Raw genomic sequence first — 22,035 nt, 5'->3', positions numbered from 1 at the left:
CGTGGCCCGCTACACTCTTCGCCGACTGCTGCTGATGATCCCCACGCTGCTGGGGATCATGCTGCTCAACTTCATCATCGTGCAGGCCGCGCCAGGCGGGCCGATCGATCAGATGTTGGCGCGCTTCGAAGGCGCGAACGCCATGGCCAGCACGCGACTGGACATGGGCGGCGCCGACATCCAGGTCAACGACGACTCCCGCGGGGCGCGAGGGATCGACCCGCGCTTCATCGAACAGCTCGAGCAGCAGTTCGGCTTCGACAAGCCCGCTCACGAGCGCTTTTTCACCATGCTGTGGGACTACGCGCGGCTGGATTTCGGCACCAGCTTCTTTCGCGACCGCCCGGTGATCGACCTGATGATCGAGCGCCTGCCGGTGTCGATTTCGCTCGGGCTCTGGTCCACGCTGCTGGTCTATGTGATCTCGATCCCACTGGGCATTCGCAAGGCGCTGCACCACGGTTCGCGCTTTGACGTGTGGAGTTCGGGGCTTGTCATCGTGGGCTATGCGATCCCCGCCTTTCTATTCGCGATTCTGCTGATCGTGGTGTTCGCCGGCGGCAGCTACCTGGACTGGTTTCCGCTCAGAGGCCTCACCTCGCCCAATTTCGACGAGCTCTCGACGCTTGGCAAAATCAAGGACTACTTCTGGCACATTGCGCTGCCGGTCGCGGCCACCGCGATTGGCAGCTTCGCCACGCTCACCATGCTGACCAAGAACAGCTTTCTCGACGAGATCCACAAGCAGTACGTGCTCACCGCCCGCGCCAAGGGCGCAAGCGAAAATCGCATTCTCTACGGCCACGTGTTTCGTAATGCGATGCTGATCATCATCGCGGGTCTTCCCGCGGCGCTGATCGGCATTTTCTTCACCGGGGCGCTCTTGATCGAGGTCATCTTCTCGCTCGACGGGCTGGGCCTGCTCGGCTTCGAAGCGGTGATGCAGCGCGACTACCCGGTGATTTTCGGCACGCTGTTTCTCTATACCGTCATCGGGCTGCTATTGAAGCTGCTGTCCGATTTGACCTACGTCTGGGTCGATCCGCGCATCGACTTTGCGACCAGGGAGTCCTGACCATGGCCGCTGCTCACCGCCTCTCGCCCATTACCCGACGCCGCTTGGCGGCGTTTCGCGCCAACCGCCGCGCCCGGGTCTCGCTCTGGATCTTTGGCGTACTGTTCGTCGTAAGCTTAGCCTCCGAGCTGATCGCCAACGATAAGCCGCTGGTTATGCACTTCGATGGCCAATGGTACGCCCCACTTCTCATCGACTACCCGGAAACCGAGTTCGGCGGCTTCTTACCGACCCGCACCGACTACCTCGACCCCTTCATTCGCGAGCAGATCGCGGACAACGGCTGGGCGCTGTGGCCGCTGATTCCGTTCTCCTATCAGACGCTCGACATGCAGATGAGCCGGCCCTCGCCGGCACCGCCGGATTCGCGCCATTGGCTGGGCACCGACGACCAGGGCCGCGACGTGCTGGCTCGGGTCATTTACGGCTTTCGTTTGTCGGTGGCGTTCGCCCTGGTGCTCACCGCCGGGTCGATCGTGATGGGCGTACTCGCCGGCGGCGTGCAGGGCTATTTTGGCGGCAAGGTGGACCTGATCGGCCAGCGCATTACCGAGATCTGGTCGGGGCTTCCGGTGCTGTTTCTACTGATCATTCTGGCAAGCTTCGTGCAACCCGGATTCTGGTGGCTGTTGGGCATCATGCTGCTCTTCTCCTGGCTGGGGCTCGTCGATATCGTGCGCGCCGAGTTTCTGCGCGCGCGTAATTTGGAGTACGTGCGCGCGGCCAAAGCCATGGGGCTACCCTCACGGCTGATCATGTGGCGCCACGTGCTCCCCAACGCCATGGTCGCCACGCTCACCTTCATCCCGTTTCTGTTCACTGGTGCCATCGGCACGCTAACCGCGCTGGACTTTCTCGGCTTTGGCCTGCCGCCGGGCGCGCCCTCGCTTGGTGAGCTGGCGGCCCAGGGCAAGAACAACCTGCACGCGCCCTGGCTTGGCATCACGGCCTTCATGACGCTTGCCATCATGCTCTCGCTGCTGGTGTTCATCGGCGAGGGTTTGAGAGACGCTTTCGATCCTCGCCACGTCAGCCACGGCGCCACGCCTGCGCCGGGAGCCTCGCATGCCTGAACCGCTTTTTCGCCTCGACCATTTTAGCGTTGCCTTCGACGGTCAGCCGGTGGTGGACGGGCTTTCACTCGAGGTTCATCGCGGCGAAACGCTGGCGATCGTGGGGGAATCCGGCTCGGGCAAGTCGGTGTCGGCGCTGGGAGCGATCGATCTGCTGCCCGCCAGCGCCCGGGTGAGCGGCGAGCGCTGGCTGGAGGGCACCGACCTCAACCGTCAAAGCAAGGCGCAGTGGAGCGGACTTCGCGGCAGCCGCGTGGGCTTCGTGTTTCAGGAGCCCATGACCTCACTGAATCCGCTGCACCGCATCGGCAAGCAGTTGTTTGAGGCGCTGCGCTTGCATCAGGGATTGAGAGGCCAGGCCGCCCACCGGCGGGCGAAGGAGCTACTGGAGCAGGTCAAACTGCCCCGCGCCGACGAGCTTTTGAGTGCCTGGCCGCACCAGCTTTCCGGTGGGCAGCGCCAGCGGGTGATGATCGCCATGGCGATCGCCAACAACCCGGCCCTCTTGATCGCCGACGAACCCACCACCGCGCTCGACGTTACCGTGCAGCAGGAGATTCTGGCGCTGTTGAAAGCACTTCGCGACGAGTACGGCATGGGCATGCTGTTCATCACCCACGACCTGAACCTGGTACGCCGCTTCGCCGAGCGGGTGTGTGTCATGAAGGCGGGCCGCGTCGAGGAGACCGGCCGGGTCGAGGAGGTGTTTCGCCACCCACAAAGCGCCTATACCCAGGCGCTGATCGATGCCGAGCCTACCGGGCAGCCAGCGCCGGTCAGCGCCACCAAGCCGCTTTTGCGTGCCCGCGGGCTCAGCGTGCGCTTCGAGCGCCCCGCCGCCGGGCTATTCAAACGCAAGCGCCCCGCGTTCGAGGCAGTCAAAACTGTAGACCTCGACATCGCCCCGGGGGAAACCCTAGGCGTGGTGGGCGAATCCGGCTCTGGCAAAACGACACTGGCCTCGGCGATCATGCGTTTGGTGCCCTCTCGGGGTGAAATCACCCTGGGCGAGACGCCGCTGGGTACGCTGGGCGGTCGCGCCTTGAGAGCCGAGCGCCACCGCCTGCAGATGGTGTTTCAGGACCCTTACGGGGCGCTGTCACCGCGTATGTCGGTGTTCGATATCGTCAGCGAAGGGCTGCGCTTTCACTACCCAAAACTCTCAAGCGAAGAGGTCGCGCGCCGCGTGACGCACACGCTCAAGGAGGTGGGTTTGCCCGAAAGCTGTGCGGCGCGCTACCCGCATGAGTTCTCCGGCGGCCAGCGCCAGCGCATCGCGGTGGCCCGGGCGATCATTCTGGAGCCCGAGCTTCTGGTGCTGGACGAGCCGACCTCGGCGCTGGACCGCACGGTGCAAAAGCAGCTCATCGCCCTTCTGCGCGAGCTGCAGGCCAAGCGCCAGCTCAGCTACCTGTTCATCAGCCACGACCTGGCCGTGGTCCGCGCCATGGCGCACCGCGTACTGGTATTAAAGGATGGCGAAGTCGTCGAACAGGGGCCCACCAACGAGGTGCTGGCAAACCCGCAGCACGCCTACACCCGCGCGCTGCTCGACGCCGCTCAGCTCGCTGCCGTAGAACCCTAGCAGGCGCGACTAAAACGGGTTTCAGCCCAAAACGGGCATTGCGTCGACTCAAATGCACCGGTTTTCATGACCGGTGCATAGCACTGCTCGAAAACTCTGTTTAACGATTTCCAATTTCGCCACTACTTTGCAGCTTGTAGCCAACAGGCAAGATAACGGTATAAATTGAGCTTGTGAGTACGCAGTTATGGGTGGCCTCTGAAATACTCAGAAACGCGCTATCTCCTCCGCCGTCAGTTCGCGCCACTCGCCCGGGGCGAGTTCGTCGGGCAGCGCGATCGGCCCGATCGATTGACGATGAAGCGACACCACGCGGTTGCCGAGCGCGGCGAACATCCGCTTGACCTGGTGATAGCGTCCCTCGGTGATCACAAGCGATGCCCGCGTCGGGCTCAGAAATTCGAGTGTCGCCGGTGCGGTAGGCGTATCGTCGTCATCGAGCAGCACGCCTTCGGCGATTTGCGCAACGGCGCGCTCTGCTGCGGCCCCTTCGACGGGCTCGGCAAGGTCAGCAATGTAAACCTTGGCACAGCGGTGCTTCGGTGAGGTGATGCGGTGAGACCACTGTCCGTCATCGGTCAACAGCAAAAGCCCGGTGGTATCCACATCGAGGCGCCCGACCGGCTGTAGCCGCTCCGCCCTGGGCAGATCGATCAAATCTATCGCGCGCGGGTAGAGCCCGCGCCGTGCGGTGCACTCCACGTCTTCGGGCTTGTGGAGCATCACGTAACGAAGCCCAACGAGCGCCAGCCGTTCACCGCTTAACTCGATGACATCCTGGGCGGTATCGACGTGAATGGATGCCTGCTTGACCGGTTCGCCGTTGAGCGTCACTTCGCCATTTTTGAGCGCGCGCTTGGCCAGGCTTCGCGTGAGTTCGGTGGTTTCACTAAGAAAACGATCCAGACGCATTACTGGCCCACTCCTGGCAAAAGCTCGAAGCGGTCCGCGTCCTGCCAGGCGGGAAACTTCTCACGAAATTCATCGAGGGCGGTTTTATCGAGCGTGCCGGTTTCAATGAAGGCGCTATGCGCGGGCCGGTCAATGAGCGGCTCGCCCTTGAAGTCGACCAGCATCGAATCGCCGCTGTAGGCGAGCCCCTTGGCGTCTTCGCCCACGCGGTTGACGCCGATGACGTAGCTCAGGTTCTCGACGGCCCGCGCCTGAAGCAGCGTACGCCAGGGATTGCGCCGCGGCGCCGGCCAGTTGGCCACGCACAAAAGCGCGTCGTACTCGAAGTGCTCGCCCTCGCCCGGCTGCTGGCGCGACCAGACTGGAAAGCGCAGGTCGTAGCAGACGCTGAGCAGGATTTTGAAGCCCTTGAGTTCGACGAGTTTGCGCTCGCGGCCCATACCGTAACGCTCGTGCTCGCCGGCCATGCGAAACAGATGGCGCTTGTCGTAATAGTCGATCTTGCCGTCCGGAGTGGCCCAGATCATGCGGTTGTAGTACTCACCGTCATCGACGATTGCCACGCTCCCGGTGATCACGCAGTCGCGCGCCTTCGCCTGGTCCAAGAGCCAAGCCACGCTCTCGCTCTGCGCCATGGGCTGGGCCATGTCTCGGGAGTTCATGGTAAAGCCGGTGGCAAACATTTCCGGCAGCACGATCAGGTCGGTATCGCGGCCGTCGAGCTCGCCAAGTAGCGTTTGAAGATGCGTGTGATTGGCCTTGGGGTCTTCCCAGCGCAGGTCGCACTGCACCAGGCTCGTTTTCAACTCGGCCATACCGGGTCTCCTTGTTGCTCTACCGATGAATGATGACATTGTGTGCTAGATTAGCATTTTTTGATGATGAGGCCGTCATGCTATCGCCCCCTACTCGCGACCCGGAAGCCGTCAAGGGCGTTACCTTTGGACTGACCGCCTATGTGATGTGGGGCTGTTTTCCGCTCTATTTCGCACTGTTTAGCGGCGTGCCCGCTTTTGAGGTGCTGCTTCACCGCATCGTCTGGTCCTGCGTGTTTTTGATCGCGGTGATTACGCTGCTCAAGCGCTGGGCGCCGGTGACGAGTGCATTGAGAGCGCCCAGGCGGCTGGGGCGGGTATTGATCTGCGCGGTGCTGATCGGCGCCAACTGGGGGCTCTATATCTACGCGGTGGAAAGCCACCAGGTGCTTCAGGCGAGCCTTGGCTACTTTTTGACGCCGCTAATCAACGTCGCCCTCGGGGTGATCGTGCTGCGTGAAACGATGGTCAAAACGCAGCTCGCCGCCCTCGGGCTTGCCAGTATTGCGATCGTCATTCAGCTCGTCACGCTTGGCGAGCTGCCCTGGATTAGTCTGATGCTGGCACTGAGTTTCGGAAGCTACGGGCTCTTTCGCAAGCAGGTGCCTTTGGACGGCCTTTCGGGGCTGTTCGTCGAAACGCTATTGCTGTTGCCACTGGCACTGCTCGCGCTGGCCTGGCTCAGCGCCCAGGGCGCCTCGCATTTCCTAATGGATGCGCCGACCAGCGCGCTTTTGATCAGCTGTGGTGTCGCAACGGCGCTTCCGCTTTTGGCCTTTGCTGGCGCCGCCCGACGGCTGCGCCTGTCGACCATCGGCTTTTTGATGTACATCAACCCGAGCATGCAGTTTCTGATTGCGTTGACCGTGTTCGACGAGCCGCTCGGCACCATCCAACTCATCACGTTCATCATGATCTGGCTGGGGCTTGCGCTCTACTCGTGGTCCTCCTGGCAGTCACGTCCGCGCGCCGGCGCTTAGCGAGGCAAGCGCCGGGGGCCTGAGCTTCTCGCCTTGCTCGCGCTCGATGCGTTCGGGCGGGTAGCCCACGCGAAAACCACCCCAATGTTTGCCGTTGATGAAAATCGGCACCGACAGATCGTGCATGATCTCGCCGGTGTCGCGCCGGTACGTTTGCAGCAGAAGTGGCTGGGTGTGCGCGCCGCAGCGCTTTCCCGTCGGGTCGTCGAAAATTCGCTTGCTGCGGCAATACTTCAGATCGTGGGCCGGGTCGCCGGTGGGCGCGCGGCTCACCGCCGCGTTATGAGTGGGTACGTATCCCTGACGGTCGCAGGCGATGGCGTAGTTCACCTCCAGCGACGTCAGCAGCGGCTCCTGAAGCGTGGGTAGATGCGCATCGGTGAAGGCATCGAAACCGGTTCGATAAAGCGGTGGGTCGGTATTCGCCACGGGCTGATAATTCCGGGCAAACAGCGCCTCTTGAGTGAGTTCGCCGCGGGCGATCGCTTTTTCAAACAGGGCCTGGATGCGATCGGCACTTTCGCGCGCGGCTGCGAAAACCGTTTGATGGCGGCCGTGCAGGCGCTGCTGAGCAAGTTCACCATCCACGCCTTCGGCGGCGGCCATGAGCTCTCGCGCCTGAACCGCCAGGTCGTGCATGTCGCGATTGCCCTCGTCTACATCGCGCTCGAGCTGGGAGAGCGTTCGGGTCACCGTCTCGCTGTGAGCCTTCGTATTCTCCATTGCCTTTGCCACCCCGCCGATCTCCTCACCGACATCATCGAATTCGCGGGTCGTGTCATCAAGCCCAGCCCCGACCGCCTGCATGCCTCTGGAGCGCTCGCGAACCCGTACCATCAGTTCGTTCATGGTCGACATGACGCGTTGACCGCTCTGGTGCATGTCACGCACCAGCTCGTCGACCCGCTGAGTCGCTTCAGAGCTTTTCTGTGCCAGACTTCGCACTTCGCCGGCCACCACGGCAAAGCCACAGCCGTGCTCACCGGCGCGGGCCGCCTCGATCGACGCATTGAGCGAAAGAAGATGTGTTTGCTCGGAAATGGCTTCGATCATCGACGTCACGCTGCGCACGCGTTCGATTCTATCGTTGAGCGCGGCCAGCTCATCGAGGGCCTCGACGGATTGCTTCGCCACGTCGTTCATGTCGTCCACGATCGCCGTTAGGCTCGACTGATGATGATGGCTTGCATGGCGCGCTTTTTCGGCGAGCTCGGCGACCCGCGTCGCACTAGCGCTGACCTGTAGAATCGTCGCGTTGATCGACGCCATGCTCGATGCCGCCTCGCTTGCCATGCGCTCCTGATTGACAAGCCGCTGATCCATCAGATCGGCGGTGTGCGACACCTGTGCCGAGGCGATCGCCGTGCTGCTGGCCCGCCCCATCAACCGGTAGGCCATCGCCTTGAGCGAGGCGTAGTCGGCAAGCGGCTTGAAGTGCCCCGCGCGGGCCGCCCCCTGATCCCGTGAATCGTACACACGCTGTAAAAAAGCGGCGAGCGCCAGCGCGCCTGCCAGCACGCCTGGAAGCTGGGCAAGATAGCCAAAATGCCCCCCAAGCGTCACCAGCCAAAAAGCAAGCATTAAAAGCACAGCTGGCATCAGCCATCGGAGTAAAAACATAAAATTCCCTTTTCAACATGATTATTATGGTTATAAAGGTGGCGTCTATTAAAACGTGTGGCAGTACTTTTTACTGACAGTGCACCCTCGAAAAGCCTGGTACTTGCCATCGAGATTACCCCGTAATGCGCGGTCTGAAAGTAGCACTTTGGGAGAATGACGCTCTTTTTTTATCGATAAGCTCTAAGGTTAGATCGAACGCGCTACTATAGAGGCGTAATGCAACGTTTCAGAGGCCGACTCCTTTTTTATGCTCAAGCGTTACTTCCCCATCCTTACCTGGCTACCCCACTACCACCGGGGGCTTTTTAGCGCGGACCTTCTGGCTGGACTCATCGTGACGGTCATGGTGATTCCGCAATCACTCGCCTACGCGCTGCTGGCGGGCCTGCCTGCGGTAGTGGGGCTCTACGCCAGTATTCTGCCGCAGCTTTTCTATACCTTGATGGGCACCAGCCGCACGCTGGCGGTCGGGCCAGTGGCGATCATCGCGCTGATGACCGGCGCGGCGCTGAGCGCAGTCGCCGAGCCCAGCTCCGCACTGTACCTGGAGGCGGCGCTGGTGCTGTCGCTACTTTCCGGGCTGATACTCGTGGGTATGGGCATCGCCCGCATGGGTTTTTTTAGCAATTTTCTAAGCCATCCAGTGATTTCCGGCTTTTTGACCGCCTCGGGCATTTTGATCGCCGCCAGTCAGCTTGGCAGCCTGCTGGGCATCCAGAGCAGCGGCTTCACCCTCGTCGAGCGCGTCATGACGCTTGCGCCCAACCTGATGTCCATCAATGTTTTCACGGTCGTGATCGGCGTGGGGACGCTGCTCTTTTTGGTCGGGATGCGTCGATTTGGCAAACGGGCGTTTGCGAAGATTGGCGTTCCAGCAGGGCTTGCGGATCTTCTGACCAAAGCGGGGCCGGTATTCGCAGTGATCGTGACTACGCTCGTCTGCTGGCATTGGGATCTGGCGTCACAAGGTGTGGCCGTGGTCGGCGACGTACCCGGCGGCCTTCCCGCGTTCAGCTTTCCGCTAAGCGACATTACGCTATGGAAGGCGCTGTTTATTCCCGCTTTGCTGATCAGCCTGGTGGGCTTTGTAGAGTCGGTCTCGATGGGACAGATGCTCGCCGCCAAACGGCGCCAGCGCATTTCACCCAATCAGGAGCTGGTGGGCCTGGGCGCGGCGAACCTGGCCGCTGGGGTGACCAGCGGCATGCCGGTGACCGGTGGGCTCTCGCGCACGGTAATCAATTTCGATGCCGGCGCGCAAACGCCCGCGGCCGGCGCTTTTACTGCCCTCGGCATTGCGCTGGTCACGCTGGCGTTCACCGGCTGGCTGTTTTATCTCCCTATCGCGACGCTGTCCGCGACCATCACGGTGTCGATTTTGACCCTCGTCGACATCCCCATGTTGCGTCAGACCTGGCGCTACTCGCGCAGTGACTTTGCCGCCATGGCGCTCACCATCGTGCTGACCCTGGTGGAAGGCGTCGAGGCGGGGATTATCGGCGGCGTAACGCTCTCGCTTGCGCTGTTTCTCTACCGTACCAGCCGGCCGCACAGTGCGCTGGTCGGGCGGGTGCCGGACACCGAGCACTTCCGCAATATCCAGCGCCACGATGTGCAGGCGCCGAAGAGCGCCGCGCTCTTGCGTATCGACGAAAGCCTCTATTTCGCCAACGCGCGCTACCTGGAAGATACCGTCTACAATCTGGTGGCCAGCCGCCCGGAAATCGAGCACGTGGTGTTGATCTGCTCGGCGGTCAACCTGATCGACGCCTCGGCACTCGAAAGTCTGGATGCGATCAACGCACGTCTAAAAGACTCCAACGTGAAGCTCCACCTTTCCGAAGTGAAGGGGCCGGTCATGGACCGGCTCAAGCAGAGCGACTTTCTGGATGCGCTCACCGGACGGGTGTTTTTGAGTACCTACACCGCCTGGCGCGAATTTTACTGATCGCTCCCAAACCGCGCATAGTGCGCTAAGCTTGCGTCCAGAGCTTTTCACTAACGCTCGTTTGAATGCATCATGAAAAGCGCGAGATCGAAAGGACGCGGGAGCGGCAATGCCAACGCAGTGGTTCAAACGCGAGGGAGACACGCTCACTCTCAAGGGGGAGTGGACGCTCGAGCATTACATGGCGCTTAAAAAGGCGCTCGACGACCTTGGTCAAAAGTCCGAACCCGAGGTAAAGCTCGAGGGCTTTGATCGCATTGATACTGCCGGCGCGGCGCTATTGGTCGATCTTCTAGGCGTCGAGCGCGCCGTTCAGGTCGATGAGTGGGCAAGCGATTTACCCGACTCGCAGCGCGCGCTGATCATGCGTATTGCCAGCGCCATGGACGTTTCGCTGACCCTGGAGACCGACACGCCGAATCGGCTGGTGTCGATGCTCGCCGGCATCGGCGAGAAGGTCGAGGCGCTTTATCGTCAGCAGCGCGAGCTTTTAGGCTTTATCGGGCTGGTGCTGGCAACGGCGCTGCCGGTGATGGTCAATCCGCGGCGCTGGCGGGTAACGGCGACCGTCGCCCATGTTCAGCAAAGTGGTTTGAACGCCGTGCCCATCGTCATGCTGCTCACCTTCATGGTGGGTGCGGTGGTCGCCTTTTTAGGCGCAACGGTGCTGCAGAGCTTCGGCGCGACCGTCTATACCATCAATCTGGTAGCGTTCTCGTTTCTGCGCGAATTCGGCGTGCTCCTGGCCGCCATTCTGCTGGCCGGGCGCACGGCCAGCGCCTTTACCGCCCAGCTTGGCGCAATGAAATCCAACGAGGAGATCGATGCGCTCAAGGCGCTGGGACTCGACCCGATCGAGCTTCTGGTGCTGCCGCGCATTCTGGCGATGCTGGTGAGTCTGCCGCTTCTGGCGTTCATCGGCATGCTCAGCGGCCTGCTCGGCGGTGCGGTGGTCTGTGCGGTGTCGCTCGATATACCGTTCTATCAGTTCATGAGTACGCTGCAGGAGAGCGTCTCGCTCAATCATTTACTCGTCGGGCTCGTAAAGGCGCCGGTGTTCGCCTTCATCATCGCGGTCATTGGCTGTCTTGAGGGGTTCAAGGTCGCCGGGAGCGCCCAGTCGGTCGGCGCTCACACCACCTCGAGCGTGGTGCAGTCGATCTTCATGGTGATTTTGATCGACGCGCTGGCCGCGCTCTTTTTCATGGAGATGGGCTGGTGAGTCGCGACGATGGCACGACCGCAAAAAGCACAGAAGCTGGTCGCGAGCCGGTCATCCGCGTTCAGGGGTTGGTCAACCGGTTCGGCGATCACACCGTGCACGAGCATCTCGATTTGACCGTCGAAAAAGGCGAGATTCTCGGCGTGGTGGGTGGCTCGGGCACCGGCAAGTCGGTGCTGCTTCGAAGCATCGTTGGTTTGCAGCGTCCTAACGAAGGCACCATCGAGGTGCTGGGGACGGATCTCTCGACGCTGGACAACGAGGCGCGCAGCCGGGTCGAGCGTCGCTTCGGCGTGCTGTTTCAGCAGGGGGCGCTGTTTAGCTCGCTGAACCTGCAGGAGAACATCGCCCTGCCGCTGATCGAGCACAGCGGCTTGCCGCGCGAGGACGCCGAATATCTGGCGCGCATCAAGCTCTCGCTGGTGGGACTTTCACCAGAGGACGCACGCAAGTCGCCGGAATCGCTCTCCGGCGGCATGATCAAGCGGGTGGCGCTGGCCCGCGCGCTGGCACTGGACCCGGATATCCTGTTTCTGGACGAGCCCACCGCAGGGCTCGACCCCATCGGCGCCGCCGCTTTCGATCAGCTGATCAAGACGCTGCGCGATGCGCTCGGTTTCAGCGTGTTTCTGGTGACCCACGACCTGGACACGCTCCATGCGGCCTGCGACCGGGTCGCGGTGCTGTCGCAAAAGCGCGTGCTGGTGGCGGATACGTTGGAAAACGTTGCCCAAACCGACGACGAGTGGGTTCAGGAGTACTTCAACGGCCCGCGGGGTCGCGCCGCCGCTTCCTCTTTCGATCAGGAGTGACACGCTCATGGAAACCCGTGCGCATCACGTTTTAATTGGCCTTTTTACCCTGCTGACCGCGGCCGGCGCGCTCGTGTTCGCGCTCTGGATGAGCCAGGCCGCCGGTGAACAGGAGTATCGGCCCTACCGCATTCTGTTCGACAGAAGCGTCAGCGGGCTATCCGAAGGGAGCTCGGTGCAATACAACGGCATTGAGGTCGGCGAGGTCACCCATATGGCGCTCGACCCGACCGACCCGCGCCAGGTAGTGGTGTCGATTCGCGTCGAAAGGGAGACGCCGATCAAGATCGATACCCGCGCCAAGCTCTCGATTCCCAGCATCACCGGCAGCATGTCGGTACAGCTTGAAGGCGGCGCGCCGGAAAGTCCGCTTTTGTACGCACAGTCCGATGATGCGGTGCCGTTCATCCAGGCGGATCCTTCGCCCATTGCCACGTTCATGGAGCAGGGTGAGGAGATGATCGACAACGTCAACGCCATTCTCGAGAACGTGAACCGGTTGTTCAACGACGAGAGCCGCGAGCAGGCGGGCAACATTCTGACCGATATTGCCGAGATCACTGACATGATCGCGTCCCAGCGTGCCGCGCTCGACGAGAACATGGCGCTGTTTGGCGATACGTCCCGCCAGGCTACCGCCACACTTGAACGCATCGAGGTGCTCAGCGACGAGACCACCCGGCTTTTGCGCGAGGATGGCCAGCAGGTCATGGCGAGCGCGGCCAGCGCCAGCCAGGACGTTGCCCGGGCCGCTCAGCGCATCGAGCAGCTGGTCGACGACAACGCCGCCGCGGTCGAAAGTACCCTTGCCAGCACTCAGGACGTCGCCCCGGCTCTCTCGGCGCTGCGCTCGACGCTGACCACGCTTGATCGTATCACCCGCGATCTCGAAGAGAACCCGACCGACTTTTTACTGGGTCGTGACCAAATAGAGGAGTTTCGCCCATGAAGATTCGCGTAGGCCTTGGCCTTTTCGCGGCCGCGCTGCTGGCGGGCTGTTCGGTGCTGCCGAAAAGCGACCCGGCCACGCTCTACCGCCTGCCGGTCGCCGCCAGTCAACCCCCGGCGAACAACCCCTTGCTCGGCGATAAGCGCCTGGGCGTCGCCGCCCCGGAAGCGGGGCATCTGTTCAGCGGCAACCGTATCGTGGTCTATCCGGATCGCAACGTGGTCAACGTTTACGAAGGAGCGCGCTGGCACGAGGACGCTCCAGCGCTGATACAAACCCGCCTGATCGATGCGCTTTCGCAAAGCGGTCTGTTCGAAGGTGTTAGCGTCGACCGGCTGCCGTCGGATCTGCTGCTGGTGAGCGAGCTCAGGCACTTTCAAAGCGAGTACGACCGCACGCCTCCAGCGGCGCGCATCCAGCTCGACGTTCAGCTCGTCGATGGAAAGCGACAGCCGATCGCCAACGAAACCCTGATCGCTAGCGCCCGCGCGGCAAGCGTCGAAATTCCCGATGTCGTCGACGCCTTTGGCGAGGCCAGCGACCGCTTGAGCGCCGCGCTCGTTGAGTGGCTCGCCAACCTTTCAAGCGACGCGCTCGAATCCGAGCGCCTGAATTGAAACGTCAAAGCGCCCGCGGGTTTTTGGGGTAAAAGCGTTCGGGCTGGCGCTCGAGGTGGGAAAAAAACCGGGTGTCCTTATAGGGCATTTTCATGAAGCCGGAGACCCCCAACCCGTCGATCAAATTGACCGCGTCGAGTATCCGATCCAGTAGCGCTGTAAAGGCGTGCTCCTGGTCCGGGTCGAGCAGCCGGTAGTAGCTGTGAATCTTCAGGTGTCGCGGATGGGCCTCGAAGATGATCATGCCGGTGTGGTGGATCTCGTTGAGCCGTTTGAGCAGCGCCATGATGGTATCAGGCAGCGCCAAAAGCTCTTCCGGATCGGGGCCGTCCTCGAAGTAGCTGTGCTGGCGGGTGCGGTTCTCCTCCGGCGTGGCGCTTTGCTCGAAGCGAATACGGGTGTCTGGCTGGCGCTCAAAAGGCTCAGCTTCGCTCGCCCGTTCCAGATGCAGCGTCTGGCGGGCGTCGAACAGGCAGCTTTTGAACACCCCCTGACGATGAATGGCGCGGGCCAGGTGTACCATGTTGTTGACTGCCTGAGTGAACGCCGGGCGTTTGGCCGGGTCGTGCAGGTTCAAGGAGGAGTCGATATAGACCCCGTCGGCTTCCCAGCGAATGGCGAGCCCCCCCACGACCGGGTATCTGCCCAGCCGGCTCACTGAGGCGAGAAACGCCTTTTCGGTCTCCCCCATCCCCTGCATGAACTGCTTGTAGTAGCGGTCGAGCTGCACGTCATTGACGTCATCCAGCGCCGGCTCGACGTTGGCTTCGCGCAGAAACGCCTTGCGCGAGCTGTATACCACGGTATCGATCTCGGCGCCGGCCGGGCGTGCCCAGACCGGAATCAGCGCCACGGCGGGCTTTTCAGGCAGATCCACCATCACCGTGCGCGCCATGGCGGGCATGCGCGCGAGAAAGTAGTCGCCGGCCTGGCGACGCGTAGCGGGGTCCGGGTCGAGCATGGCGTCGAGCGTGCGGGCGAACTCGACGGGAAGGCCCAGCGAGCTTGCCGGAATGGCGCGGTGGCCGAATCGGCAGGACTGAGCCGAGGCGAGTGCGTAGAGCGTGCCGGCCACGCCCTGCTCATCAAAACGCGGTGACGACAGCGCCCCGCTCAGCTGCTCCTCGCCAATGAAATAGACGTCGCCCAGGCGCGCGTTGGTGTGCTGGAGATGATTGGACATCAGCTCCATGACGTTGCTGCCGACCGGCTGCAGGTCGCTATCCAACTGGGCGAAGACCGATGACCCCCAGTCGATCAGCGCCACGGTCTCACGAGCGGCGTCATACACCAGGTTCGAGGGTTTGATGTCGCCATGCACTAGCGGACGGCCGTGGGGGCCGGTCTCCTGACGCAGCGCCAGCAGAATATCGGCGAGCTGCGCGGCGATGTTGACGACCAGCCGGGGCGATAGCCGCCCGTAGCGCAGCGAAATCTCCTCCAGATTCAGGCCCGGCGCCCGCTCCATGACCAGAATCGACTGGCCGCGAATGCGCTGATAGCTGATCAGCCGCGGTATGCGCGGATGGTCAATTTGATCGAGCATGAACGCCTCCTCCTCGAGGCGCTCCTGCAGATGCGTGGGTAGGGTGATACGCGAGAATTTGAACACGTAATGGCGGAGGGTGGCACCCTGCTCGGCGCGGCCGGCAAAGACGAAGCCGTAGGCGCCCTTGCCGATCAGCTCGATCGCCTCGAACCCGAGCTGGCCGAGCTCGGCCTGGCAAAGCGCTACCCAGTCCTTGAGCTTTCGCGCATCCCGATGGTTGAGAAGATAAACCGACTGCTCTTCGGGAATGTAGAACTGCTGTAGCGCCTTGGGCATCGCTCCCTCGTCGGGCTTTTGCGGTCAGTGGCTAGCGTAGATGCAAAAGCATCGACTCCGGCGCCTCCAAAAAGCCTTTCCAGGCATTACAAAAGCGCGCAATGGTGCCGCCATCGATGAAGCGGTGATCGCCTGCCCAGGTCACCGTCATGATCGCCCGGCGCTCGACCGTCCCCGCTGCATCGAAACGCGGCAGCCACTGGCTTTTGCCGATGGCGACGATCGCCGCCTCCGGGGCGTTGATGATCGGCGCGGCGTAGGTGCCGCCAAGCGCACCGATGTTCGAGACGGTGATCGTGCCGCCCTTGAGATCCGCCTGATCGACGCGCCCTTCTCGCGCCGCCTGGGTCAGCCGGCCGATCTCCCTGGCAAGCTCCATCAGCGTGAGCGCCTCGACCCCTTTGACGTTGGGCACCATCAGCCCCGCCTTGCCATCCACCGCCATGCCAATATTACAGTGGGCGGCGTAGTGAAGGGTGTCTGCCGCCTCATTAAGCCGGGCGTTGACCAGCGGCTCGGACGCGATCGCCAGCGCCATCGCTTTCATGAAAAACGGCATCAGGGTCAGCCGCTCGCCGCCTGCCTCGACCGAGGGCTTGAGCCGCTCGCGAAGCGCCAGAAGCTCGGTGACGTCGATCTCTTCGCCGTAGTGAAAGTGGGGAATGGTGCTGACCGAATGCACCATGCGCTTGGCCATCGCGGCACGCATTCCGCGAAGTGGCTCGGTGCGCTCGCCAGAAGTGTCCTCGGCTGGCACCTGGTTCTTATCGCTGCTTACGCCGTTCAGATGCGCCAGCACGTCTTCTTTCAGCACCCGGCCGTCCTTACCGCTGCCCTTGATCTCGTCGAGCTTGAGATCGTGCTCGCGCACTAGCCGACGCACAGCCGGGCTCGCCGGCGTTTTGCTATGGCGCTGTTGAGGCGAAGCATCCGGCGCCTTTTGGGTATCAGTATTGGAGACGGATGAAGCTTCTGGCGCTGTCGGTCGTGACGCCGGCTGTTCACTCGGGGATGCCTCGACCTTGCTCTCGTTCGCTGCGCCAGCGCTCTCCTCATCGGGTTCAGCGTCATCGGCCTGGTAGGCGTAGAGCGGCGCGTGCACCTTGGCGATCTCACCTTTTTGCACGTAAAGCCTGGTGACCACGCCCGCCTCGGCGGCGGTGATCTCGACCAGCGCCTTGTCGGTCATCACCTCGACGACCGGCTGGTCCTCTTCGAGCCGGTCGCCCTCCTGGACGCGCCACTCGACCACTTCACACTCCACGATCCCTTCGCCGATGTCCGGCAGTACAAAATCACTCATGGTGTCTCTCCCGGATTAGAAATCGACGCTTTCACGGATCGCCTCGAAGATCTTGAGGTGATCCGGCAGATACTCTTTTTCGAGCACCAGCGGAAACGGCGTGTCCAGCCCGGTCACGCGGCGAATGGGGGATTCCAGGTAGAGAAAGCAGCGCTCGGCCACGGTGGCGGCGATCTCGCCGGCAAACCCGCCGGTCAACGGCGCCTCGTGGCTAATCACCAGCCGCCCGGTCTTTAGCACCGACTCGACTACGGCGTCGCTATCCCAGGGCGCCAGCGTGCGAAGATCGATCACTTCGCAGTCGATGCCCTGCTCCTCGGCAAGCTCGGCGGCCTTGTGAATCACCTCCATCTGCGCGCCCCAACCGACCAGCGTGATGTCGCCGCCTTCGCGGGTGATCTCCGCCTGTCCGAGGGGGAGCTGGTAGTCCTCTTCCGGTACCTCGCCGGTGGCGGCGCGGTAAAGGCGTTTGGGCTCGAGAAACAGCACCGGGTCCGGGTCACGGATCGCGGCGAGCAGAAGCCCCTTGGCCTGGTAGGGGTTTCGCGGCACCACCACCTTGAGCCCCGGCGTATGGGTGAAATAGGCTTCCGGCGACTGCGAGTGGTAGAGCCCGCCGGCGATGCCACCGCCGTAGGGCGTGCGGATGGTCAAACCGCCGACGTTGAAAAGATCGCCGGAGCGGTAGCGAAACTTGGCGGTTTCGTTAACGATCTGATCGAACGCCGGAAAGATGTAGTCGGCGAACTGGATCTCGGCCACCGGCACCGAGCCCTGCGCGGCCAGGCCGTTGGCGAAGCCGATGATGCCCTGCTCGACCAGCGGCGTATTAAAGCAGCGCGCCTTGCCGTACTTCTCCTGAAGATGGCTGGTGGCGCGGAAAACGCCGCCAAACACGCCCACGTCCTCGCCAAAGCAGATGACCTTGTCATCCTCGGCCATGGCGATATCCAGCGCCCCGTTGATCGCCTGAAGCAGATTCATTTTAGCCATGGCTACACTTCCTCATCCGTGGACGCGGCGGGCGCGATGTCCAGATCCAGCGATTTGGCGCCCTTCGGGTAGGCCTCCGGGTAGCGGCGGATATGGCGCTTGAGTCCGTCGAGCTGGCGCGTAAGCTCCGGGGTCACTTCGGCGTAAACGTCGGTAATCAGGGAGTCCAGCGGCGGCGCGGCACGCTTCTCGGCGCGCTTCAGGGTCTCCAGCACCTCGCGGCGCAGCGACTCCTCGAGCTCGCTCTGCTCATCGTCGCTCCACCACCCCTGGTGGGTAAGCCACTTTCTAAAGCGCAGCACCGGGTCCTTGAGCCGCCAGGTCTCCTCTTCGCTCTTGGCGCGGTAGCCCGACGGGTCGTCTGACGAAGAGTGGGCCGCGAGACGATAGGACATCGCCTCGATCAGCACCGGTTTGTTCTGTTCGACGGCGATGCCGCGCGCCTGGCGGGTCGCCTCGAACACCGCCAGCGCGTCGTTACCATCCACGCGAATGACGTGCATGCGATAGCCCATCGCCCGTGGGGCGATACCGTCGGCGGCGAACTGTTCGACCGCGGGCGTCGAGATGGCGTAGCCGTTGTTACGGCAAAAAAAGATGACCGGTACCTGGTGGACCGACGCCATGTTGAGCGCGGCGTGAAAGTCGCCTTCCGAGGCCGCGCCTTCGCCGAAAAAGGTCAGCGTGCAGAGGCCGTCACCGGCGAGTTTCTGGCCGTAGGCGTAGCCCGTGGCCTGGGGGATTTGGGTTGCCAGAGGCGATGAAATGGTCATGTAGTGCAGCTTGCGCGAGCCGTAGTGCACCGGCATCTGCCGGCCCTTGCCGTAGTCCAGCTCATTGCCGAACAGCTGGTTCATGAATTCATCGATGGTGAAGCCGCGATACATCAGCGCGCCCTGCTCGCGGTACTGCGCCATGATCATGTCGCGCTCATCGAGGGCAGCGGTGGCACCGACGATGGCGGCCTCCTCACCGGTACACTGCATGTAAAAGCTCAGCCGCCCCTGGCGCTGGGCGGCGAGCATCCGCTCGTCGAGAAGCCTGGTGGCGAGCATCGCCTTGTACAAGCGCCGAGCGTGGTCGCGCTCGAGCGCCGGGGCCGTGGCACCGTCATAAAGCGTCCCTTCCGGGTCGAGCAGGCCAAAGGTCGGGATGGAAAACTCGTCGCCGGTCATGAAACTCGGCTGGTGATCGAAGCGTGTCATTTTTTATCCTTGTATGCCCCTTTTGAAGGCAGTGTTGTCGGTGTCGACCGTTTTTGCCAGTGGATATAACCAGCAGCGATCAACGCAACACGTGAACAGTAACGCAGCGAACCACTTTTAGAGATACGACTTAGGGCGCAGAGCCCAAGCGCGCGCTTGGAAAGCGCTAACAAGATGGGGGTTAAGCGGCGGAGCGCCTGGCCAGCGCCTGCTGGAAAAGGTCGAAAAGGCTATCGACGGTGAGTGCCAGCAGCGCGATCAAGAGCGCGCCCTGGAGGACGTAAGCCATGTTGGCATTGACGATGCCGGAGATGATCGGGTCGCCCAGGTTGCTCGCCCCGACCGTCGCCCCCAGCGCGGCGGTGGCGATATTGATCGTGATCGAAGTGCGGATGCCGGCGAGAATCACCGGAGCAGCGAGCGGCAGCTCCACACGCCAGAGAATTTGTCGCTGGGTCATGCCCATGGCGAGCGCCGCCTCTTTGGTACCAACGTCCACGCCCTGTAGACCCGCCAGCGTGTTGCGCAAAATGGGCAAAAGCCCGTACAGCATGAGCGCAACGATGATCGGAAGCGTGCCAAAGCCCAGCACCGGTACCGCCAGCGCCAGTACCGCTACCGGCGGAAAGGTCTGGCCAATGGAGGCAAGCTGACCCGCCAGCGGCAGAAAGTCGCGCCCACGCCGGCGGGTGACGCCGATGCCCGCCAGCACGCCGACCACGATAGTGACCGCTCCGGCCACGCCGACCACCAGTAAATGGCGGCCCAACAGGTCGAGAAAGCTGGCGCGGCTATAGATGACCTGGCGGGCATCCGGTGCAACCCAGCGAAAAAAACCGTCGACATAGGGCATGCCGAAGACCGCCAGTGCCAGCAGCGCCACCCAGCCAAGCGGCACCAGCCAGCGCGGTGAACAACCGGGGCGCAACGATGCAACATTAGCCTGCACGGTGAACGCCCCGCTCGGTCTGGGCTTCCTTGATCAACCGGCGAAGCGTGAGCTCACCGATGGGCACGTCGCTTGAGTCGACCACCGTGAGCCGGTCGCAGTGATCGCGCATCATCATCGAAAGCCCCTGGCGCAGGGTGAAGTCGCCGGGAATACGCGCATGGGCAGGAATGGCCGAGCCAAGCGAGGTCATGTGATCCCTCACCCTGGTCAGCGCGGCCTGCTTGAGCCCGCGCTCGAGCCCGCCGAGCATGGATTCCACGAAGGCGTCCGCCGGGTGCTGTAAAAGCGCCAGCGGGCTGCCCTGCTGCACGATGCGACCATCGCGCATCACCACCAGGTGGTCGGCAAGCTTCAACGCCTCGTCCATGTCGTGGGTAACGAACACTACGGTCTTGTGCAGTTTGGCCTGCAGGCGTAAGAGCTCGTCCTGGAGTTTTTCGCGCGTCAGTGGGTCGAGCGCGCCAAACGGCTCGTCCATTAGCAGAATATCCGGGTCGGCGGCCAGCGCCCGCGCAACGCCCACTCGCTGCGCCTGACCGCCGGAGAGCTGGTGAGGGTACTTATGGGCGAACTCGTTCACGGGCAGTCCGAAAACGCCCATCAGCTCCTCCACCCGCGCGTTGACCTTCTCCGCGGGCCATTTCAAAAGCCTTGGCACCAGGCCGATATTGCGCGCCACGCTCCAGTGGGGAAACAGCCCGGTACTCTGGATAACGTAGCCGATACGCCGTCTTAGCTTGACCGGATCGAAGCTCTCGAGAGGCTCGCCATTCAGCGTGATCTCGCCGTCGCTATGCGGGATCAGCCGGTTGATCATGCGAAGCGTGGTCGACTTCCCACAGCCGGACGTGCCGACCAGCGCACAGAACTTGCCCTGGCCGACGGTCAGCGAGATATCGTCGACCGCGGTGGCTTCACCAAAGCGCTTGGAAACGTGAGAGAGCTCGATCATGCCTGTCCTCCGTGACGGGTGAGTTCGGCCAGCGCCCCGAGCCCGGCATCCACGATCAGCGCCATGACCACGATCGGCAGCGCCCCGAGCAGCACCATGTCCATGGCGGCCTGGCCCAGCCCCTGAAAAATGAACGTGCCCAATCCACCGGCGCCGATCAGTGCGGCCACCGCGGTAAGTCCCACGGCCTGAACGGTGGTGATACGCACGCCTTCCAGCAGCACCGGCAGCGCCAGCGGAAACCGAACCTGCCAGAACCGTTGGGCCGGTCGCATCCCCATGGCGGTAGCGGCTTCCAGCGTGTCCGGGCGCACCTCGCCCAGCGCAATATAGGTGTTTCGCGCAATGGGCAGCAGGCTATAGGCGATCAGCGCGACCAGCGCCGGCGTATTGCCGATGCCGCTCACGCCGAGATCGCGCAAAAAAGTCACGTTGGCACCAAGCCAGGCAAGCGGCGCCAGCAAGAGCCCGAAAAGCGCCAGACTGGGGATGGTTTGAAAGAAGTTCAGTAGCGCAAACCCGACTTTTTCCACTCGAGTGAAACGGCGCATCAACAGCGCAATCGTCATACCCAGTACCAGGCTTACGCCCACGGCGCTGGCGACCAGCACCAGATGCTGGGACAAGGCGGCGTAAAACGCACTCTGACGCGAATGAAACTCCTGTACCAGCGCCAGCTCGTCGAGCCAGAGGCGAGCGCAGAGCCACCAGATGAGCGTCACGCCGACCAGCAGCGCGGCGGTGGCCAGGCGTTTGAGCCCAAGCCGCAGGCGAAGCTCGATCAGACACAACAGCAGCACGAACAGCAGCGTCCAGTAGCCCGCACCGATACCGAGCCGCGCCTGGGCAAGCGCCGGGTCGATCAGTAAATGGCCAGCGACCATCAACCCGAAGGGCATCAGCAGCAAAATCAGCACCACGAGCAGCAGCATCGCCTGGTAATTGACCGGCTCGGCCTTGAGCGACAGCGCCGCCAGCGCCAGCAGCAGCAGCGAGATCAAAAGCGCTCCCACCACGCCGAACGCATCGACGACGCCAAACGCACTACCGGGGACGATACGGTTGGGCGCAACGCTGACCGTGGAGGTCAGCCAAAGCGCCGCGAGCATGACGATCGAAAGCGTCAGCAGTACCGCATTGGGCGCAAGCGTTCGCGCCCCGGCCTTGAGCCGGGCCACTGCCCGTAATGGCATC

Annotated in this window: 19 protein-coding genes; 9 read left to right on the top strand and 10 right to left on the bottom strand. The window is 62.6% G+C overall.

All coding sequences use genetic code 11. The annotated features are described in order from the left end of the window. Position 1: 1 nt before the first annotated feature. The 3 genes from RN346_RS07760 to RN346_RS07750 are packed head-to-tail and all read left to right on the top strand — an operon-like array spanning position 2 to position 3,733. The gene (locus tag RN346_RS07760) at positions 2 to 1,075 is read left to right on the top strand and encodes a microcin C ABC transporter permease YejB (RefSeq protein ID WP_263584192.1); all 1,074 of its coding nucleotides are present in this window, start codon (positions 2 to 4) and stop codon (positions 1,073 to 1,075) included. A 2-nt stretch (positions 1,076 to 1,077) separates the two neighbouring features. Continuing rightward, positions 1,078 to 2,148 carry an ABC transporter permease gene (locus tag RN346_RS07755; RefSeq protein WP_263584193.1) on the top strand — a complete coding sequence of 357 codons (1,071 nt, stop codon included), beginning with the start codon at positions 1,078 to 1,080 and terminating at the stop codon, positions 2,146 to 2,148. Beyond that, positions 2,141 to 3,733, top strand: coding sequence for a dipeptide ABC transporter ATP-binding protein (locus tag RN346_RS07750; RefSeq protein WP_311962617.1), 1,593 nt, complete (start codon positions 2,141 to 2,143; stop codon positions 3,731 to 3,733). The genes RN346_RS07755 and RN346_RS07750 overlap by 8 nt, the downstream gene beginning before the upstream one ends. A gap of 207 nt (positions 3,734 to 3,940) precedes the next feature. On the opposite strand, the gene RN346_RS07745 is transcribed toward RN346_RS07750, so the two are convergent. Next, the gene (locus RN346_RS07745; protein WP_311960737.1) at positions 3,941 to 4,645 is read right to left on the bottom strand and encodes a pseudouridine synthase; all 705 of its coding nucleotides are present in this window, start codon (positions 4,643 to 4,645) and stop codon (positions 3,941 to 3,943) included. Then, positions 4,645 to 5,460, bottom strand: a complete 816-nt coding sequence (locus RN346_RS07740; protein WP_311962616.1) for an amidohydrolase — start codon at positions 5,458 to 5,460, stop codon at positions 4,645 to 4,647. Before RN346_RS07740 ends, RN346_RS07745 begins: the two co-directional genes overlap by 1 nt. Positions 5,461 to 5,537: 77 nt before the next feature. Between RN346_RS07740 and rarD the strand changes: the two genes are divergently transcribed. Further along, a complete protein-coding gene (rarD, locus tag RN346_RS07735) occupies positions 5,538 to 6,440 on the top strand; it encodes an EamA family transporter RarD (protein WP_311960735.1) in 903 nt (300 codons plus the stop codon). Here rarD and RN346_RS07730 read toward each other — a convergent pair. Next, positions 6,417 to 8,060 carry a methyl-accepting chemotaxis protein gene (locus RN346_RS07730; protein WP_409335790.1) on the bottom strand — a complete coding sequence of 548 codons (1,644 nt, stop codon included), beginning with the start codon at positions 8,058 to 8,060 and terminating at the stop codon, positions 6,417 to 6,419. The two genes, rarD and RN346_RS07730, sit on opposite strands and share 24 nt — an antisense overlap. 250 nt (positions 8,061 to 8,310) lie before the next feature. On the opposite strand from RN346_RS07730, the gene RN346_RS07725 reads away from it, so the two are divergent. The 5 genes from RN346_RS07725 to RN346_RS07705 all read left to right on the top strand — a co-directional run bounded on the left by RN346_RS07725 (position 8,311) and on the right by RN346_RS07705 (position 13,611). After that, positions 8,311 to 10,011 carry a sulfate permease gene (locus RN346_RS07725; protein ID WP_311962614.1) on the top strand — a complete coding sequence of 567 codons (1,701 nt, stop codon included), beginning with the start codon at positions 8,311 to 8,313 and terminating at the stop codon, positions 10,009 to 10,011. Between the two features lie 109 nt (positions 10,012 to 10,120). Then, entirely contained in the window at positions 10,121 to 11,233 is a 1,113-nt protein-coding gene (locus RN346_RS07720) for an MlaE family lipid ABC transporter permease subunit (RefSeq protein WP_311962613.1), read from the top strand. Further along, positions 11,230 to 12,045: an ABC transporter ATP-binding protein gene (locus RN346_RS07715; RefSeq protein WP_311962612.1), complete on the top strand. Its 816-nt coding sequence runs from the start codon at positions 11,230 to 11,232 to the stop codon at positions 12,043 to 12,045. The genes RN346_RS07720 and RN346_RS07715 overlap by 4 nt, the downstream gene beginning before the upstream one ends. 7 nt (positions 12,046 to 12,052) lie before the next feature. Beyond that, the gene (locus RN346_RS07710; RefSeq protein ID WP_311960731.1) at positions 12,053 to 12,994 is read left to right on the top strand and encodes an MlaD family protein; all 942 of its coding nucleotides are present in this window, start codon (positions 12,053 to 12,055) and stop codon (positions 12,992 to 12,994) included. Beyond that, positions 12,991 to 13,611: an ABC-type transport auxiliary lipoprotein family protein gene (locus tag RN346_RS07705; protein ID WP_311962611.1), complete on the top strand. Its 621-nt coding sequence runs from the start codon at positions 12,991 to 12,993 to the stop codon at positions 13,609 to 13,611. The genes RN346_RS07710 and RN346_RS07705 overlap by 4 nt, the downstream gene beginning before the upstream one ends. Positions 13,612 to 13,615: 4 nt before the next feature. Here RN346_RS07705 and RN346_RS07700 read toward each other — a convergent pair whose 3' ends face one another. The 7 genes from RN346_RS07700 to RN346_RS07670 all read right to left on the bottom strand — a co-directional run bounded on the left by RN346_RS07700 (position 13,616) and on the right by RN346_RS07670 (position 22,034). Then, complete coding sequence (locus RN346_RS07700; RefSeq protein ID WP_311962610.1) at positions 13,616 to 15,436, bottom strand: protein kinase domain-containing protein; 1,821 nt, start codon at positions 15,434 to 15,436, stop codon at positions 13,616 to 13,618. A gap of 31 nt (positions 15,437 to 15,467) precedes the next feature. Continuing rightward, the gene (locus RN346_RS07695; RefSeq protein ID WP_311962609.1) at positions 15,468 to 16,739 is read right to left on the bottom strand and encodes a 2-oxo acid dehydrogenase subunit E2; all 1,272 of its coding nucleotides are present in this window, start codon (positions 16,737 to 16,739) and stop codon (positions 15,468 to 15,470) included. A gap of 15 nt (positions 16,740 to 16,754) precedes the next feature. Beyond that, positions 16,755 to 17,732, bottom strand: coding sequence for an alpha-ketoacid dehydrogenase subunit beta (locus tag RN346_RS07690; RefSeq protein ID WP_263584222.1), 978 nt, complete (start codon positions 17,730 to 17,732; stop codon positions 16,755 to 16,757). A gap of 2 nt (positions 17,733 to 17,734) precedes the next feature. Beyond that, the gene (locus RN346_RS07685; protein WP_311962608.1) at positions 17,735 to 18,937 is read right to left on the bottom strand and encodes a thiamine pyrophosphate-dependent dehydrogenase E1 component subunit alpha; all 1,203 of its coding nucleotides are present in this window, start codon (positions 18,935 to 18,937) and stop codon (positions 17,735 to 17,737) included. Between the two features lie 181 nt (positions 18,938 to 19,118). Then, the gene (locus tag RN346_RS07680) at positions 19,119 to 19,886 is read right to left on the bottom strand and encodes an ABC transporter permease (protein WP_311962607.1); all 768 of its coding nucleotides are present in this window, start codon (positions 19,884 to 19,886) and stop codon (positions 19,119 to 19,121) included. Beyond that, entirely contained in the window at positions 19,876 to 20,841 is a 966-nt protein-coding gene (locus tag RN346_RS07675; protein WP_311962606.1) for an ABC transporter ATP-binding protein, read from the bottom strand. Before RN346_RS07675 ends, RN346_RS07680 begins: the two co-directional genes overlap by 11 nt. Continuing rightward, positions 20,838 to 22,034, bottom strand: coding sequence for an ABC transporter permease (locus RN346_RS07670; RefSeq protein ID WP_311962605.1), 1,197 nt, complete (start codon positions 22,032 to 22,034; stop codon positions 20,838 to 20,840). The genes RN346_RS07675 and RN346_RS07670 overlap by 4 nt, the downstream gene beginning before the upstream one ends. Between the last annotated feature and the right edge of the window lies 1 nt (position 22,035).

Origin of the sequence: Halomonas sp. PAMB 3232 (assembly GCF_031954225.1) — a bacterium.
Taxonomy (GTDB): Bacteria; Pseudomonadota; Gammaproteobacteria; order Pseudomonadales; family Halomonadaceae; genus Vreelandella.
The sequence above is the reverse complement of the archived record's forward strand: the minus strand, read 5'-3'. Positions and strand labels throughout refer to the sequence as shown.